This is a genomic window from Natroniella acetigena, assembly GCF_023227745.1.
Lineage (GTDB): Bacteria > Bacillota > Halanaerobiia > Halobacteroidales > Halobacteroidaceae > Natroniella > Natroniella acetigena.
On the sequence record NZ_JALKBX010000013.1, the window covers coordinates 35,472 to 52,417 of the forward strand.

Sequence of the window (16,946 nt, forward strand, 5' to 3'; positions counted from 1 at the left end):
TTCCAACCTTTGCTTCCAACTTTAATCTTTAATTAAAGATAGCTAATGCCATACCAATTCCAAAGCCTAATATAAGAGCTTGATCAAATCTAATTATAACCTATCTAATGTGTATTGTGTTACTTTTGTACCTGTTAGGTTCACAATTGCGACATACATCAGTTATTCTTGGATCATCATTATATAATTTGTTTTTAGGATAAGAACTATTTAATGCAATACTAGCTCCCTGACTTCCAATCTTCTTTACTTCTATTGCAGCACCATTTTCGATTATAAAATCAGGTGGATTATTTTGATTTCCTAAATAAGATAAGTAATTGCTATATTCATACTCTTTATCACTCACATCTTCTAACTCAAAGGTATTACAAAATAAATCTTTAATATAATATTCTAATGCATCTCCAACATGATTAACACGATTTTTACTTTGATATACTTCTGAAATACAATTGACTTTAATCTTATCAAGGTTAACTAATGCTTTTAAAATATTAGTCTTCATTTTACCAACTCCTTTAATATAAAAATGAACTCTATAATTAACAATTGTATAATTATAAATAATTTTCCTTTATATTAAAAAAGTTATCAACTATTTTATTAAAATCATAAAGTAATTTTTTCATTACTCTTCCCAACAAGTTTTAAGTCTTGCTTAATTTGCTTAGCTAAAACTTTCGCCATTTTAACTGGAACTGCATTCCCTACCATTTTATATCCATCATTAAGCTTTTCATAAAAAAACTTAAAATCATCTGGAAAAGTCTGTATTCTAGCAGATTCTCTAATCGATAATCGTCTATAATTATCATCTTGAAATTTCCAATTATCTTTTTCTACTTTAACCATTGGTTTAGCCGAAGGATGAATTTTAGCATGACGACCACTAGCTTCTACTGTATATGCTTGTTCATCCCAACCTCTTCTTCTATTTCTTGACATATATCTTGATGAAAAACCACCTATATAGTATTCATGTGCATTAATATCTAATTTTTCACTATTGGTATAATTTTTATCTTTAGCAGGTAAAGGTTCTGGTAAATCACTAATAGCATCACGTAAAGTCTTTCTATCTCTTTGTTTCAAATTATCAAAATTAAATATCAAGTCCAAATCATTTCTATAGCCAACAATAAAAACTCTTTTCCTTGTCTGTGGAACACCATAATCCGCCACATTAATTTTTTTATACTCCACTTTGTAACCGATATCTTCTATTATGCTTAATATCTTTTTAAACTCATCTATATTATTTTTATAGGTAATACCAGATACATTCTCTGCAAAAAAAAACTTCGGCTTTTTATCTCTTAACACCCTAATATATTCATAAAAAAGTTTCCCTCTATTATCATCAATTCCACCTAAAGATCCAGCAATACTCCAAGATTGACAAGGAGGCCCACCTATTATACCATCGGCTTCTGGTATTTCACATGATTCAATATCAACAATTGACCTGATATCTAATTCAGTACCTTTATGATTATATTCATAAGTTTCTTTAATCTTTTCATTATATTCATTTGCCCAAACAACATCAAAATTAGCTTTTTTAAAACCTAAATCTAAACCACCACAACCTGAAAACAAAGAAACAACATCTAATTTAAATTCTTTATTATTAGTCATACTACGCCCCCTACAATTTAATTAGTCTATACAAACTTATATCAAATATTATTAACAATTACAACAGCAATATAATATTCCAGAATCTCTATTTTTTTATTCTCAAATATTCTATCACTTGCTTTTGATTAATCACCACCACTTTACAAGAAAATTGAATAAAAAATGCGACCAATCTCCTTTATATCTTCGACCAAGAAAATATACAAGAAAGGAAATCAGTCGCATGAACATTATATTAAAAAATCAAAGAAGTATCTATTCATTTATCAATATCATCTAGAAGTTTGGTCAAAAGTATGATACAATTATTCATGATTAAATGGATTTTGTACTTGGGGGTACGTACCCATTTAATCAAAGGAGTTTTATTTTTTCAAGAACTTTTTATAAAAAACGATGCAACGCTAATGTCCTTAAATAATCTTTTAATAATTTGCTAAGGTATATGAATCGCTTCACTATTTAAAGCATGTGCAGCCTCCATAATAGATTCAGAAAGAGTAGGATGAGGATGGATTGTTTCTGCTAACTCTTCGCCGATAGCTTCTAAATTAATAGCAAAAGTAGTCTCAGATATTAATTCTGTAGCATGAGGCCCAATAATATGAACACCCAAAATCTCATCAAATTCCTTATCAGTTATTATCTTTACAAAACCATTACTTTCTCCCATTACAGTAGCCTTTCCACTAGCTGCAAATGGAAACTTACCGATCTTTAGATCATATCCTGCTTCTATAGCCTCTTCTTCTGTTAATCCTACTGCTGCAACTTCAGGATGAGTATAAATACATCGAGGTACTGCCTTATAATCAATCTCCTTATTTTCTCCACATATATTTTCTGCAGCAATTAATCCTTCTGCTGTAGCAACATGGGCCAACTGTGGAGAAGCTAGTAAATCCCCAATAGCATAGACACCTTTAATCTCTGTTTCTAAATATTTATTAACTGGAATTTCACCCTGCTCTAACTTTAAATTTAAGGCTTCAATGCCATTAATATTTGGTTTGCGACCTACTGAAATAAGAACCTGAGCAGCTTCTAATTCCTTTTCTTGATCATCAATACTAAATTTTATACTTTTTTCTTCCCCACCATTAATCTCTTTAACTTGGGCATTAGTTTTAATCTTAATTCCTTTTTTCTTAAGTTCTTTCTCTAACTCAAATCCTAATTCTTTATCTTCTCTTGGAATTAGTCTATCCATCATCTCTATAATTGTTACTTCACTACCTAAAGTGGAAAAAACTGAAGCAAACTCAACTCCAATTACTCCCCCTCCGATAATAATCAAGCTATTAGGTATCTCTTTTAATTTAAGTGCTTCCTTACTGGTAATCACATTACTTCCATCAACACCTGGTATAGGAACTGAAGCTGGTTTAGAACCCATTGCTAAAATAATATTTTCTGCTTTAATATTTTTCTTTTCGGATTCAGTTTTAACCTTAATTAGGCCTGGGCTTACAACTTCCCCATATCCATTAATCACCTCTATTTGATTGCTTTTCATTAAATGTCCTATCCCTTGAACTAATTTATTAACAGCATTATCTTTCCATTTCATAACCCCTGCAAAATCAATCTGATAATCTGTAACTTCAACTCCAAATTTTTTACTCTGCTTTATAGTTTCAACTACTTCAGCAGACTTCAAGAGAGCTTTTGTTGGAATACAGCCTCGATTAAGACAAGTTCCACCAAGTTTATCTTCTTCAATTAAGATTACTTTTTTTCCTTTTTGAGCAGCTCGAATAGCAGCTGGATATCCACCAGGACCTCCACCAATGACCACAACATCTACTCTTCTATCAGGCAAAATTACCACTCCTTTACACTATAATAACTAATAATTAATCTCTCTAGTTTCCTACTTTTATCTATACTTGTAATTTAGTTATCTATTTTTTTAAAAACATTATGGGCATGATAGGAACTTCTAACTAATGGTTCTGCATAAACTTCTTTAATTCCTAACTCTAAAGCTTTTTTTCTATAAAGATTAAACTCCTCTGGAGTAACATATCTATCTATATCCAATTGCTTAGTAGTAGGTTGTAAGTATTGTCCTAAGGTTAAAATATCACAATCTACTTTCTTAAGATCATGAAAGACTTTAATAATTTCTTGCTCTGTTTCTCCTAAACCTAATATTAAACTGGTTTTAGTTATTATTTTTGGACTAATCCTTTTTATATTCTTTAAAACATTTAATGAACGATTATAAACTGCTTCAGGACGTGCTTTAGAATATAAGCGAGGTACAGTCTCTAAATTATGTCCTACTACATCAGGCTTAGCTTTTAATATTTTAGTTAATGCTTTTTTATCACCTTGCAGATCAGGAATTAAGACTTCTACTAAAACATCTGAACTATATTCTTTTATTGCCCTTATACTTTCAGCAAATTGCTCAGCTCCATAATCAGCTAAATCATCCCTTGTCACAGAAGTAATAACCACATACTTTAAACCTAATTTTTCTACTGCCTGGGCAAGATTAGTTGGCTCATTAATATCAGGAGTATTTAATTTACCATGTTCAACAGCACAAAACTGGCAGTTTCGAGTACAATTTGGCCCTAAAATTAAAAAGGTAGCTGTATCTTTTTCAAAGCATTCTCCTGCATTGGGACATTTAGCACTTCTACAGATAGTATTAAGTCCTAATGAGTCAAGTAATTTTTTCATAGTCTCTAATTTTTCTTGATCTGGACTCTTAACCTTTAACCAATTTGGAGCTGTAGTCATAATTATCACTCCCATTAATTACTTCCTGCTTTTTAAGTTTAGTAAACTCAAATTCTTGCTTAAATTTTATTAATAATTTTTGAGCTACTTCTTCTAAAATTAAGTCTTTATTTGAGATTTTTTCCATAGAAGTAACCCTTTTATCAGTAATTCCACACGGGATTATATAATCAAAGTAAGAAAGATCAGGGTTTACATTTAAAGCAAAACCATGCATAGTTACCCATTTGCGAGCTGCTATACCGATTGCAGCAATCTTTTCATTAGCAACCCACACTCCAGGTAGACCCTTAATTCTTTCTGCATTAATATCATAATCTGCTAAAAGAGCAATAATAATCTGCTCTATTTTGCGTACATAATAATGTAAATCACGTTTGAAATTATTTAAATCTAAAATTGGATAGCCCACAATTTGACCTGGCCCATGGTAAGTAACATCTCCTCCTCGTTCAATATTTATTACTTCAATATTTAACTTATCTAAAGTTTCTTCATTGATTAATAAATTATTATTACTCCCACTACGACCCATAGTTATGACATGGGGATGTGATGTTAAAAAAAGTGTATCATTAATTTTATCCTGCTTACGTAAAGCAAATAATTCTTTTTGCAATTGATAAGCTTTTTGATAGCTCATATTATATTCTTCAATTAAATTCAACTCCATTTTTATCACCTGCTAAAAGGTATAATTTTTAAATCATCAAAGCAGGATTTTCAATATAACTCTTTAGTGTTTGTAAAAACTCTGCTCCCATTGCACCATCAATTGCTCTATGGTCTAAACCTAAAGTTAAATTCATAACCTTCTTTTCTCTTATTTCCCCTACCTCATTCTTATATAAAATATCTTTTATTGTTCCTACTGCTAAAATTGCAACTTGAGGTGGATTAATTATAGCTGTAAATTCATCAATTCCATACATTCCTAAATTAGTTATAGTAAATGTTCCGCCTTGAAGCTTATCTAAATCTAAATTATCATTTCTACCTTTTTGGGCCAACTCTTTTGTTTGATTAGATAACTCCATTAAATTATATCTTTGAGCCTTCTTAATTACTGGAACAATTAGTCCTTCCTCTACAGCTACTGCTAATCCTAAATTAATATTATCATGAAGATAATAATTATCCTCTTCCCAAGTAGCATTTATATTTGGATGTTGCTTTAAGCTTGTTATTACTGCCTTACTGATAATATCAGTTAGAGAAGGAGCTTGCTCTTGATTTTCTTTAAACTTTTCTCTTAACCTAATAATCTCATCTACTTCAACTTCACTCCTTAAATAAATATGAGGTGCCTTCCAACTTTGGGCTAATCTATTAGCAATAGTTAATCTCATTTGGGATAAATCTTGTTTATTTTTAGTCTCTTCTGCCTTAGTTTCTTCTTCCTTCTTTTCTACCTGAGCTTCTAGATACTTATCAATGTCATCAGAAGTAATTCTTTTGCCTCCAGTTATTTTTGCTACTTCTTCAATTTCTACACCTTTTTCTTTAGCTACTCGTTTGGCCTTAGGGGAAACTTTAATTCTCTTTCTTTTCTTTTTCTCCTTCTTTTTAACTTTCTTTTTTGGAGCTTCTTCCTTTTCTTCTTCCTCTTTACTAGCTTTACTACTTTCATTTTTACTATAATTAACTGCTACCTGCTCAATATCTTCTCCAGCTTCAGCCATAACTGCTACAGCCTCTGTAACAGCTACAGTTGCTCCCTCTTCTTCTATAATTTTAGCCAACTCACCTTCAAAATTAGCCTCAACTTCATTAGTAATCTTCTCTGTCTCTACCTCAAAAATCACTTCTCCTTTAGCTATCTCATCTCCTACTTGCTTATACCACTTAACAATCTTACCTTTTTCCATTGTTAAACCAAGTTTAGGCATCACTATTTCTTGAGCCATCTTCATTCCTCCCATAAACTATTTTATAGATCAAAATACCCTTTCTTTCCTGCTATCTCTAAACTCTCTCGATAATCAATAAACCTAATAGGAGCCTTAGATTCAAGTTTAATTCTCTCAGCCTGATTTAATTTAGCAAATACCCCACCAGCAGCCATTCCAGCACAGGTACCTTCAATCATTAATAGTAATAATAGACTCTAGATCTAGAGCCTATTATTAAATCCACTTAAAGAGAGCTTTTTACAGCAGTAATTATATCTTCAGTACTAGGCAAATAAGCCTGTTCTAATACAGTACTAAATGGAACTGGAGTATCCTCACTACAGACTCTTAAAATTGGTGCTTCTAATGAATATAATCCTTCCTCTGAAATTACGGCTGCTACTTCTGAAGCAAAGGAACCTCTTTTAGTCTCTTCTGTAGCAATTATTGCCCGCCCTGTTTTATCAACAGATGCTAAAATAGTTTCCTTATCTAAAGGAACCAAAGAGCGTGGGTCAATTACTTCTAACTCTATCCCTTCCTTAGCAAGCTGATCTGCTGCTTCTAGAGCTTTCCTAACAAACATACCTGTAGCTATAATTGTAGCATCATCACCTTCTCGCTTAATATCAGCTTTACCTAATGGAATTGTATAATCCTCTTCTGGTACCTCTCCTTTAGTCTCATACAAAACCTTATGTTCAAAGAAGATAACAGGGTTATCATCTCGAATAGCAGATTTAAGCAAGCCTTTAGCATCTGCAGGAGTTGAAGGTAAAACTACTTTTAAACCTGGGATACCAACAACCCAAGATTCATTACATACTGAATGCTGAGCAGCAGCTCCTATTCCACCACCTACAGGAGTTCTAAGTACCATAGGAACCTTGGCCTGCCCACCTGTCATATAACACATCTTAGCTGCCTGATTAAATACTTCATCCATAGCAACTCCCATGAAACTTGCAAACATAAGTTCAGCTATTGGACGACTGCCAGTCATTGCTGCACCTACAGCACCACCAACAATAGCTGTTTCAGTAATTGGGGTATCCCTTACTCTATCTTCTCCAAATCTTTGGACTAAATCTCCTGTTACTCCAAAACAACCACCAAAAACTCCAACATCTTCTCCCATTATAAATACCGAACTATCCTTTTCCATCTCTTCTGCCATTGCTTCCCTTAAAGCTTCAGCATAAGTTAAATTCTTCATTATTCCACCTCCTCAAAATATACGTTATTTGTAACATCATCCGGACTTGGTTCTGCACTCTCTTGAGCAAATTTAGTTGCTTCTTCAACTTTTTCTTTAATCTTATCTTTTATTTGCTTAAACTCTTTTTCAGTAATAATCTCTTCATCTAATAAAAAACTACTAAATTTCTTAATTGGATCCTTCTTCTTCCATTCTTCTAACTCTTCATCATCTCGATAATTAGTTGGATCACCTTCAAAGTGGCCTCTCCAGCGATAAGTTTTACATTCAATTAAACTTGGGCCTCCATTACTTCTGGCCTTTTTTACAGCTTCATTGACTGCTTCATTGACTGCTAATACATCATTTCCATCAATAGTAATTCCAGAAATACCATAACCTACAGCTCTATCAGCTACATCCTTAATATTTTGGCCCTTCCGTCCATCACTTTGATACTGCGGCATTGAAATACCATACATATTATTCTCACAAACAAATACAATAGGTAAGTTCCAAACAGATGCCATATTCAAAGTTTCATGGAAAGTACCTCGATTAGAAGCACCATCCCCAAAGAAACAGACTGTTACTGCATCTGTACCATTAATTTGGCTAGAAATACCAGAACCTGCTGCAATCGGTAGTCCTGCTCCTACTATACCATTGGCCCCTAAGATGCCAAGACTTACATCAGCTATATGCATTGAACCACCTTTACCTCGATTATAACCTGTTACCTTACCAAATATTTCAGCCATCATCTTCTTTACATCTCCACCCTTAGCCAATAAATGTCCATGACCTCGGTGAGTACTTGTAATATAATCATCTTCCTTAAGAGCACTACAAGCACCTACTGCTATAGCTTCCTCTCCCAAATACAAATGTACAAAACCTGGAATTTGACCTTCAGCAAAGTACTGCTGTACTGAACTTTCAAATTCACGAATCTCTAACATCTTTTCTAACATCTCTAACAATTCTTCCTTATTTTCTTTCATTAGCTTTCAACCCCCTTATATTAAATTTAGATTACACATCAATAGAAACTGTAACACTCGCATTAGCTACTACTATAGACTTGTCAGTATCATCAAAATATTCTAACAGTTACCATCCCACCTTTTTTAACCTTAATCTCTTTTTTACCAAAAGGAATTACCTCAAGAACTTTACTACAATCTAATTTATCAGGCTCAGGAATACTGATTAAAATATTAACTATCATTTCTTCTAATTCTCCTGTTTTTGATAAGGTCAATACACCACTAAGACAGGTATTAGAGATAACATCTTTAACTGCTCGACATGCTGCCTTGGTCATATCTTGCCCATGTAAGTCGACTCCAGATCCAATCTGAACTGCATAATCAAGCTCCATTGGCCCTCCCTCCTTTTTACTAAATTAGCTTTCACCCAATATTAATTGCAAGTTCCATACCAAATAATCAGAAAATTATTTATTTTACGTCTAAAACCTATCAGTTCAATAAAAAAAAGAGAATAGCTACTTAAAAGTAACTATCCTCTAATTAGATTCTGATTAACTATAGTGTGTTAGACTGGGACATCTGCTCTATGATTTCTCTAATTGACACACTAACTCAATTTATATTTATTTATCTTTCTATATAAAGTTGACCGACCTATATCTAATAATTGGGCTGCCTGAGAAATATTATTTTCAGTTTTAGCTAAAGCCTCTTTAATAACTCTTCTTTCAACCTCTTCTAATGACATTAAAGGAACCTTATGACCCTCGTTATTTTCAACTATAGACTCATGCTTTAATAATTTTTCTGGTAATTGATTAACCGTAATTTGATTACTATCTTCAGCTAATACTATTCCTCTTTGAATAATATTTTCTAATTCTCTAATATTACCTGACCAATTGTAACTTTGTAATAATTTCAAAGCCTTAGCTGAGATTTTTTTGTCACCCAATTTAGAAGAAAATTTTTGAAGAAAATAGTCAACTAAAAGAGGAATATCTTCTATTCGTTCCCTTAAAGGTGGCAGTTCAATGCTAAAAGTATTTAATCTGAAAAATAAATCTCTTCTAAAGTTCCCCTCTTCTACTTCTTGCTCTAAATCCCTATTACTAGCAGCAACAATATTTACATCAATTGGAATTGCTTTAGAACCTCCAATTCTAACTACCTCTCTTTCCTGTAATACTCGCAATAAACTAGCCTGCATTTGCAGAGACATCTCACTAATCTCATCTAAAAATAATGTTCCTCCATTAGCTAATTCAAATTTACCTGGTCTTCCCTTACTTTGAGCTCCAGTGAAAGCTCCCTCTTCATAACCAAAAAGTTCACTTTCCAATAAACTTTGTGGGATAGCAGCACAATTAATGCTAACAAAAGGGCCTCTACAATGATCACCATAATTATGCATTGACTGAGCAAAAAGTTCTTTTCCAGTCCCACTTTCCCCTAATAATAAAATATTTGAAAAGTTTCTACTTGCCAATCGGGATAATCGCTTTGCCTCTTGTAATGCTAAACTTTCACCAATTATATCCTTAAAAGTAAAGTTAGCTTGAGAACCAACCATTCTATTAACCAGGTTTTGTACAACCTCTAATTTCTTAAAAGTACTCACGACTCCTATTATCTCTCCATTTTGATTAATAATTGGTTGAGCAGTAGAAGTAACACGAATCCTTTTATCCCCTCTACAAATAACTACTTCTTGATCTGTATAACCTTTTCTTTGCTCTAAAACATCAAGAATTTTAACCTCATTACCTAATACTTCTGTAACCTTCTTTCCTTTAAGATCCATCTCTTCTAAGTCAAGAATTCTTTTTGCAGTATTATTTACTTTAACTAAATAGCCTTCTTGATCAATACTTATTAAACCTTCAGAAATAGAATTTAAAACTGTTTGAGAAAATTCATTAGCTACTTGTAATTGATTCTTTTGCTCCTCAATTCTTAAATGATTTTCAATTGCCTTTACTGCTGCTACAACTATTCCCAGTGTATGAGGATGAACCAATTCACAAGGGCCAGACATATCCAAAACCCCTATTAATTCACCTTTTTTATCATGTATAGGAGCAGCAGAACATGTCCATGAATGATGATCTTTACAAAAATGTTCCTCTGCAACCACCTGTAGTGGCTTATCAACCTCTAAGGCTGTACCTATAGCATTAGTCCCTACTTTTTCTTCACTCCAAAAAGCCCCTTTAACAAACCCTAAGTTTTGAGCATTTTCTATAATATTAGGATCTCCAACAACTTCTAAAATAAATCCATTTTTATCAGTTAATACAACAACAAATCCCGATTCTTTCACAAAATTATGAATTTCATACATAAAAGGTTTAGCTATATCAATTAAATTATTACACTTTAATCTGATCTCTTCTAACTGTTTATCACTAATACATGCCCCTTTGCCTTTTAGTGGATCTACTCCATATTCATAACATCTTTTCCAAGAATCAAGAATTATCTCTCGTACACTCTCGGGTTCAAGATCTTTCCCTGCTATAAAATCAGACCAAACATTATAAACTACCGGTTTGAAAGGGGAATTTTCTTCCATCAAAATACCTCCTGTTATCTTACAGTATTTATCATTTAAATTATTATACTATTATTTCTCGATAATAATCAATATTCCCTTTATTATTAGGTTATAATAAATTTTACATTAGTTCATACAGCTTGAAGATTTATTAATCCTTGATAATTTTGCAATAGATAACCATATAAAATCACTATACTTCTTTTTCTCTTTCATCTACCATTCATCTGCAAAACTATCTGCTCCTAAATCAAAGTAACTATTATTTACTTTATGACGTAAATCTGGATTTTCTAAAGCATAGCTTATTATTGCTTCTTCCTCTAAAAGTCTATGAGGACAAGAAGTAGGCAAGGAATAAAACAGCATTTATTCCAAAAAATATTTTTAAATATGCTTCATGGACTTAGAAACATTATAGTTCCTCGAATGGAACTATGATTATTACAATAAAAAATATCCAAAGAACAAGAAATATCTTGTTTAGTTCTAAAATTCAATGATCCTTGCGATCATATGGGATCAAATCCCACCTTCGGCACCATTTAATTAAATAACGAACATAACAACCCCTAAGATCTCTTGTTACTACTGAGGTCTTAGGGGTTTTCTGATTTCTGATATTTTCTTCAAGTTTCCTTCTCGCCGACATTTCGTCAACGAAATAGTCAGCACTATCTAATCTTCCTTCCCTTTTTAATCTAACAAATATCAAATAACCTCTAAACTTTTAATTTGCTTATTTATTACTAATTACTACTTTATTATACCTTATTTTAGTTAGAGTTGAAAAATTATTCAAGCAATTGATATCGTCATGTTTTTGTAAGTTAATATTTAAAAACCTAACTTATATTAACGAACTATTTCTAGTTCTCCTGTATGACCTAAGTAGTCTATCTTAATAACATAGCCATCACTCTTATCAATATTTTCATCACTTAAGATATTTCCCATTGAATAAGAAAAACCAGCTATAACATATCCATAGTCTGAAGAAGGTTTTAGATCATAAAACAAATCAAGATTTCTGTCACCATAAGTATTAGACCACATTTCGTTACCCATTAAATCTGTACGTACGACATATCCATTTCCACTCATATTACCAACAAGTATAAAACCCTCTTTAAAGCCATCATCTATTTTTTCTACTGCTTTAAATGAACTGAAATCGCCAGTATCATAATGTTTAGACCAGTTTATATTGCCCTCTAAATCCACGCTTAGTAAATAAGCAAGATCACTATAACCATAATCCTCACGGTCATATCCCGCTAAAATATAACTATCATCTACTCTTTTTATATCATAAATATTAGCATACTCATTTCCAAAAGTCTTAGACCACACCTCATTGCCATCTAAGTCTGTTTTAAGTAGGTATGCTCCATCTCTTCTTCCTGTTCCAGCTAAGACAAAACCTTCATCGGGTACTTCTTTTACGGTATTAAAAAGACTTTTTTCAATATTATTATAAATTTCTTCCCAAATTTTATTTCCATCCGCATCCATTTTTAACATATAGCCTTTAGCATCCATTTCACCTGCTAATATAAAGTTTCCATCAGATGTGCTTTTTATTGAATAAAAGCAATTATTAACAGAAGAAGGGCCAACAGACTTCTTCCATTCTTTATCTCCTGAAGAATTTATCTTAACAACATAACCGTTCTTCTTCCTATCTTCTTTACTAAGATATCCACTTGGTCTATCCTCACCATAACTTTCAGTATATCCAACTACAATATAGCCGCCATCATTAGTTCTTTCTACTGCTTTAAAGCCTTCATAATGATCAGCACCATATTTTCTACTCCACTCTTTATTTCCTTGGGCATCTATCTTAATGATATAACCATCTGAAACAACATTAGAAGCATAAAAAAGACCATCACTTCTGAAAAATGAATCTGGTCCACCAACTAACAAATAACCGTCATCAGAAGTTTTTTCAATCGCCTGAAATGAAAGATCTTTTTCGGAAACTCCAAAAGCCCTCTCCCAAATATTAAGTCGTTCAAATTTAGCTTTAAAAACCATATCATCTTTAACTTCAACTTGCTGTTCTATCTCTGTTCCCGATAAGTCTCCTGACCACTCTACTAATTTATGGCTATCAGGAATTTCAGCAAAAACTCTTATCTCATCTCCTTGTTCATAAGTATCTTGCTCAGGAGAAATAATTATATCTCCTTCTCCCTTAACTACCGTTTCAATCTCATATCTTTCAACACAAGCAACCAATCCTAACAATAATAAAACTACTCCAATAATTATTATTCTTTTAAAAAACATTTTACTACCTCCTTATGTAATATAAAAATTCTTAACCTTATGAAATAAAAAATTATAATACATTTCAACACTATTTAATATTATATCAAAAATCTAGTCAATGACTCCACCTTCGGCACCATTAAAATTAATCACTAACATAACAACCCCTAAGAACCATTATTACCACTGAGGTTTTAGGGATTTTTTAATTTATTATATTTTACTCAGTATTCCTCTCGCCGACACTATTCAACACGGGATAATACAGATCACTTATTATTACGTAATTAATATTTTAAATTCTTAATATACTTAAAAGAAAAACTAACAACCATTACGATTGTTAGCTTCTAAAATAAAGAATCAACTATCTTATCAATTCCTTTACATATTTTTTTACCAACAGATTTACCTGCTTTATCAAATGGAGTATTAGGAAGGTTTTTCTCTATACCATCAAAAAGATCTGATCCTTTTTTAGCAACTTCCTTCACACCATCTTTCATTAAATCATTTTTATCAGACATAAATTTCATCCCCCATTTCTCTTATTTTTTACCATTTACATATTTATCAAAGTTCTTCTTAGCACCCTTACCAGTAACTACAGCTACTCCTGCTGCAAAAAGACCTACTGCTACCTTACCAGCACCTTTTAAAAACTCTTTTGTACTCTCATCAGCCATAACCATTTTCCTCCTTTCCTGGTAATTAGATCTGTTTCTTATATTATTCTATACAATAACAACCATCTCCTGCTATTTTTTTAATTAATTCAAAACGCCTCTGAGCCAAAATACCCAGAGGTCTTATATTAACCACCATTAATCAAACTAGACAACTCCTCAGCAGCTTCCTGCTGTAAATCAAAGCTTAAATGACTATACCTATCCATTGTCTGCTTAATCGACTTATGACCTAATCTCTCCTGTACTATCTTAGGATTAGCACCTGCCTTCAACATCAAGCTAACCATTTATGCCTTAAATCATGCAACTTAACATCATCTAAGCCAATACTCTTAGCCACCCTCTTAAATCTCCTTGTAACTGTGTTAGGATTGCAATATCGACCATTATCCTCACAAAACACAAGATTAAATCTAGTATTATAATCACTACCTAAACCTAACTTCCTTAGAGTCTAATCTTCTTAAATTAATACATATATCTACATTGATTTACTTACTGTAATCAATTATAATTTAATATAACATAAGTTATTTAGAAAAAGGAGGATAATTAATGGAAAAACAAGAATCTAATTCAGCAAAATCATTAAATGGTAGTGAATTAAACAGAGAGATAAAACAAATATGTCAAAACCTCAAAGATAAAGGATTTATAAATTCTTTTGAAGAGGAACCAAGATATAATTATCCTGGTTATAATTATAGCTCATACCATGGAAAAAGTGGTCAGTTTAGTCCCGACTTTGAAATAGAATTAAATAATGGAGATATTATTGTTATTGACAATACTACTACAATAAGGCATGACAGATTAAAACAAAAATTATGGGATGCTTATGGAGTAAAGGAATATTATAGAAATAAGGGGAAAGAAATAAAATATTATGTAGTAGCTCCTAATGATAATCAACTTGGAAGTAGCCCAAGTAAAACTAAAAAAGAAAAAAGAAATTTAGAAAATAATCGTGAAAAAGTCAGAAGCGATAATGATAGAGAATACTTTTCTACAATAGATGATATTTTACAAATTGAAGACTTAGTTACTTTGATAACAAAGATATAAAAAAAGAGGATGTACGTCCTCTTTTTTTATATCACAATTTCTTTTTTAGTTGTTTTTCCTAATTTTTCTAAAGCTTGATATAAATCTCCCGCTAAAGCTTTTACAAGTAATACAGGAATAGCATCACCTATTTGTTCATACTTATCTTGTGCATCATTACCATGAAATTCTACATAACTCCCTTTAAAAATATACCAGTCAGGAAAAGTTTGTAGTCTAGCAGCCTCTCTTGGAGTTATTTGCCTATGGAAAGTAGGATGAACCATCTCATCTAAGCAATGTGAGGTTACTGTAAATGATGGCTCGTTAGATTTCAATCTTCTATTCCTAGCATTATATAATTTTTTTGGGAACCATTTATTTCTTATCATTTCACGCCCTTCAGAAATTAATCTTTCTCCAGCATTTTTTAATCCTTCTCCTTGTTTTATAAAACTAAATCTAGCTTGAATCCTCTTTCTATGATTCACTGCTTTATGAAAGGTTATTTTTTCTTTATTATAATCAATATGTTCAGGTATATATCCTTCATCTCCACGAATAAATTTCAAGTATTCATAATGTGATTTACTAATTTGCCCTTCCTCAAACATTTTCCTGTAATCAATTTTCTTATAATCTATTTGATCATCACCTTCACCACTAAATATAGGGGGTAAATCATAAAATGCTTCTTCAACAGTTACATATTCTAATCTTTCTTTAGAGTCATTCTTCTGCTCATAATCAAAAAGAGATTTAATATTTTCATCTATGTCATGAGTTTTTTTAGGATAATTAAAAGGATTATCTCCATATTTACTATTACACCCTACTAAAAATATTCTCTCTCGCTTTTGTGGAACTCCATAATCAGCTGCTAATAATTTAACTTTTTGTGGATCTTTACTTGCTAATATATATCTATTTCCTGTTTTCTCATGTTCTTCTTCAAATTTTTTGATTATATATTCAAATTGACCACCTTTTTTCCCATTCCTTTTTTTACTTAAAAGCCCAATCACATTCTCAAAGAACAAAAATTTACTTTCAACACAATGAGCTATTCTCAACATATTAGAAAATAAATCATTTCTTTCATCATCTTCTTTTCTATCGCCAGCTAAAGAAAAGCTCTCACACGGCGGGCCACCTGCTACTACGTCAACTTTATTAGTATTGAACTTTTTCAATAGAATTTCTAAAATAATCTCATTAGTAACCTGTCTAATATCTCCATGAATTAAGCATGTCCTATCATCATCAGCTAAAACCTTCTCTAACTTTCCTTTATTTTCTAATAATTCTTCAATTTTCAAAATTTCAGCATTATGATTTGCTGCATAAGTTTCAACTGTATTATCCTCAAATTCTACTGCTATCAACGGTTTGAAATTAGCATTTTTAAATCCTGTACATAATCCACCTGGTCCAGAAAACAAATCTAAATAAGTGTAGGTTTTCATCCAAACCCTCCTAATTTTTTAATCAAATAATTATTTTCTTCTAAAGTATCATATACCCCAGATTAACCTCTTTAAAATCAATTTCTGTTTTTTACCTGCTTCTTATTTCTAACTAAACTTATAATAACCATAATCAATTATATCAATAACAAATCAAACTTACAAATCTGAAAAATTATTTACTAGAAAAATAATCATTTTTAGTTTAGCTTTAAAATCAGTCAAAAACTGTTAACAATTTTCGCCGCCCACTTGCCGCCAAAAAATCTAGAACTGATAAATATAATTCAATATAGACGTCCTATGTCAAGTAAAAATTTGGAACTTAATTTTAGGGTATAGTTTCCCCAAGGTCAATTTTTGAAATTTGAAAACAAATACAAATAAAACTTAAAATTAGTAAAGGTTTTAGGTTGAATTAGACAGC

General features: G+C 31.7%; 18 protein-coding genes. 1 reads left to right on the forward strand and 17 read right to left on the reverse strand.

The window, feature by feature from the left end; all coding sequences use genetic code 11:
* Positions 1-100: 100 nt before the first annotated feature.
* From MWH25_RS04775 to MWH25_RS04850, 16 genes are all read right to left on the reverse strand, one after another.
* Positions 101-508: an NgoPII family restriction endonuclease gene (locus tag MWH25_RS04775; RefSeq protein ID WP_248626417.1), complete on the reverse strand. Its 408-nt coding sequence runs from the start codon at positions 506-508 to the stop codon at positions 101-103.
* Positions 509-612: 104 nt separating this feature from the next.
* The gene (locus MWH25_RS04780; protein ID WP_248626419.1) at positions 613-1,641 is read right to left on the reverse strand and encodes a DNA cytosine methyltransferase; all 1,029 of its coding nucleotides are present in this window, start codon (positions 1,639-1,641) and stop codon (positions 613-615) included.
* A gap of 439 nt (positions 1,642-2,080) precedes the next feature.
* A complete protein-coding gene (gene lpdA, locus MWH25_RS04785; RefSeq protein WP_248626421.1) occupies positions 2,081-3,466 on the reverse strand; it encodes a dihydrolipoyl dehydrogenase in 1,386 nt (461 codons plus the stop codon).
* A 74-nt stretch (positions 3,467-3,540) separates the two neighbouring features.
* A complete protein-coding gene (gene lipA / locus MWH25_RS04790; RefSeq protein ID WP_248626423.1) occupies positions 3,541-4,398 on the reverse strand; it encodes a lipoyl synthase in 858 nt (285 codons plus the stop codon).
* A complete protein-coding gene (gene lipB, locus MWH25_RS04795; RefSeq protein WP_248626425.1) occupies positions 4,367-5,071 on the reverse strand; it encodes a lipoyl(octanoyl) transferase LipB in 705 nt (234 codons plus the stop codon). Before lipB ends, lipA begins: the two co-directional genes overlap by 32 nt.
* Positions 5,072-5,099: 28 nt before the next feature.
* Positions 5,100-6,305, reverse strand: a complete 1,206-nt coding sequence (locus MWH25_RS04800) for a dihydrolipoamide acetyltransferase family protein (RefSeq protein ID WP_248626427.1) — start codon at positions 6,303-6,305, stop codon at positions 5,100-5,102.
* 23 nt (positions 6,306-6,328) lie between these two features.
* Positions 6,329-6,487 carry a hypothetical protein gene (locus MWH25_RS04805; protein ID WP_248626429.1) on the reverse strand — a complete coding sequence of 53 codons (159 nt, stop codon included), beginning with the start codon at positions 6,485-6,487 and terminating at the stop codon, positions 6,329-6,331.
* 47 nt (positions 6,488-6,534) lie between these two features.
* Positions 6,535-7,506: an alpha-ketoacid dehydrogenase subunit beta gene (locus MWH25_RS04810; RefSeq protein ID WP_282706888.1), complete on the reverse strand. Its 972-nt coding sequence runs from the start codon at positions 7,504-7,506 to the stop codon at positions 6,535-6,537.
* Positions 7,506-8,492, reverse strand: coding sequence for a thiamine pyrophosphate-dependent dehydrogenase E1 component subunit alpha (locus MWH25_RS04815; protein WP_248626431.1), 987 nt, complete (start codon positions 8,490-8,492; stop codon positions 7,506-7,508). The genes MWH25_RS04810 and MWH25_RS04815 overlap by 1 nt, the downstream gene beginning before the upstream one ends.
* Before the next feature lie 92 nt (positions 8,493-8,584).
* Positions 8,585-8,872 (reverse strand): Lin0512 family protein, encoded by a 288-nt coding sequence (locus tag MWH25_RS04820; protein WP_248626433.1) that lies wholly within the window; start codon positions 8,870-8,872, stop codon positions 8,585-8,587.
* Positions 8,873-9,090: 218 nt separating this feature from the next.
* On the reverse strand, positions 9,091-11,058 hold the full coding sequence (locus MWH25_RS04825; protein WP_248626435.1) for a sigma-54-dependent Fis family transcriptional regulator: 1,968 nt from the start codon (positions 11,056-11,058) through the stop codon (positions 9,091-9,093).
* Positions 11,059-11,256: 198 nt separating this feature from the next.
* Positions 11,257-11,409, reverse strand: a complete 153-nt coding sequence (locus MWH25_RS04830; protein ID WP_248626437.1) for a hypothetical protein — start codon at positions 11,407-11,409, stop codon at positions 11,257-11,259.
* Between the two features lie 486 nt (positions 11,410-11,895).
* Positions 11,896-13,338, reverse strand: coding sequence for a hypothetical protein (locus tag MWH25_RS04835; protein WP_248626439.1), 1,443 nt, complete (start codon positions 13,336-13,338; stop codon positions 11,896-11,898).
* Between the two features lie 332 nt (positions 13,339-13,670).
* Positions 13,671-13,847, reverse strand: a complete 177-nt coding sequence (locus MWH25_RS04840) for a hypothetical protein (RefSeq protein ID WP_248626441.1) — start codon at positions 13,845-13,847, stop codon at positions 13,671-13,673.
* 21 nt (positions 13,848-13,868) lie between these two features.
* The gene (locus MWH25_RS04845; protein WP_248626443.1) at positions 13,869-14,006 is read right to left on the reverse strand and encodes a hypothetical protein; all 138 of its coding nucleotides are present in this window, start codon (positions 14,004-14,006) and stop codon (positions 13,869-13,871) included.
* 128 nt (positions 14,007-14,134) lie between these two features.
* A complete protein-coding gene (locus MWH25_RS04850; protein ID WP_248626445.1) occupies positions 14,135-14,296 on the reverse strand; it encodes a site-specific integrase in 162 nt (53 codons plus the stop codon).
* 268 nt (positions 14,297-14,564) lie between these two features.
* On the opposite strand from MWH25_RS04850, the gene MWH25_RS04855 reads away from it, so the two are divergent.
* Positions 14,565-15,074 (forward strand): hypothetical protein, encoded by a 510-nt coding sequence (locus tag MWH25_RS04855; RefSeq protein ID WP_248626447.1) that lies wholly within the window; start codon positions 14,565-14,567, stop codon positions 15,072-15,074.
* Between the two features lie 26 nt (positions 15,075-15,100).
* Here the strand turns inward: MWH25_RS04855 and MWH25_RS04860 are convergent, their stop codons facing one another.
* Positions 15,101-16,519 carry a DNA cytosine methyltransferase gene (locus MWH25_RS04860; RefSeq protein WP_248626449.1) on the reverse strand — a complete coding sequence of 473 codons (1,419 nt, stop codon included), beginning with the start codon at positions 16,517-16,519 and terminating at the stop codon, positions 15,101-15,103.
* Between the last annotated feature and the right edge of the window lie 427 nt (positions 16,520-16,946).

What these genes read in the sequence shown, in the direction of transcription:
- MWH25_RS04775 (WP_248626417.1), bottom strand. Translation starts at nt 508, where the DNA reads ATGAAGACTAATATTTTAAAAGCATTAGTTAACCTTGATAAGATTAAA.
- MWH25_RS04780 (WP_248626419.1), bottom strand. Translation starts at nt 1,641, where the DNA reads ATGACTAATAATAAAGAATTTAAATTAGATGTTGTTTCTTTGTTTTCA.
- lipA (WP_248626423.1), bottom strand. Translation starts at nt 4,398, where the DNA reads ATGACTACAGCTCCAAATTGGTTAAAGGTTAAGAGTCCAGATCAAGAA.
- lipB (WP_248626425.1), bottom strand. Translation starts at nt 5,071, where the DNA reads ATGGAGTTGAATTTAATTGAAGAATATAATATGAGCTATCAAAAAGCT.
- MWH25_RS04800 (WP_248626427.1), bottom strand. Translation starts at nt 6,305, where the DNA reads ATGGCTCAAGAAATAGTGATGCCTAAACTTGGTTTAACAATGGAAAAA.
- MWH25_RS04805 (WP_248626429.1), bottom strand. Translation starts at nt 6,487, where the DNA reads ATGATTGAAGGTACCTGTGCTGGAATGGCTGCTGGTGGGGTATTTGCT.
- MWH25_RS04810 (WP_282706888.1), bottom strand. Translation starts at nt 7,506, where the DNA reads ATGAAGAATTTAACTTATGCTGAAGCTTTAAGGGAAGCAATGGCAGAA.
- MWH25_RS04815 (WP_248626431.1), bottom strand. Translation starts at nt 8,492, where the DNA reads ATGAAAGAAAATAAGGAAGAATTGTTAGAGATGTTAGAAAAGATGTTA.
- MWH25_RS04820 (WP_248626433.1), bottom strand. Translation starts at nt 8,872, where the DNA reads ATGGAGCTTGATTATGCAGTTCAGATTGGATCTGGAGTCGACTTACAT.
- MWH25_RS04825 (WP_248626435.1), bottom strand. Translation starts at nt 11,058, where the DNA reads ATGGAAGAAAATTCCCCTTTCAAACCGGTAGTTTATAATGTTTGGTCT.
- MWH25_RS04830 (WP_248626437.1), bottom strand. Translation starts at nt 11,409, where the DNA reads ATGCTGTTTTATTCCTTGCCTACTTCTTGTCCTCATAGACTTTTAGAG.
- MWH25_RS04835 (WP_248626439.1), bottom strand. Translation starts at nt 13,338, where the DNA reads ATGTTTTTTAAAAGAATAATAATTATTGGAGTAGTTTTATTATTGTTA.
- MWH25_RS04840 (WP_248626441.1), bottom strand. Translation starts at nt 13,847, where the DNA reads ATGTCTGATAAAAATGATTTAATGAAAGATGGTGTGAAGGAAGTTGCT.
- MWH25_RS04845 (WP_248626443.1), bottom strand. Translation starts at nt 14,006, where the DNA reads ATGGCTGATGAGAGTACAAAAGAGTTTTTAAAAGGTGCTGGTAAGGTA.
- MWH25_RS04850 (WP_248626445.1), bottom strand. Translation starts at nt 14,296, where the DNA reads ATGGTTAGCTTGATGTTGAAGGCAGGTGCTAATCCTAAGATAGTACAG.
- MWH25_RS04855 (WP_248626447.1), top strand. Translation starts at nt 14,565, where the DNA reads ATGGAAAAACAAGAATCTAATTCAGCAAAATCATTAAATGGTAGTGAA.
- MWH25_RS04860 (WP_248626449.1), bottom strand. Translation starts at nt 16,519, where the DNA reads ATGAAAACCTACACTTATTTAGATTTGTTTTCTGGACCAGGTGGATTA.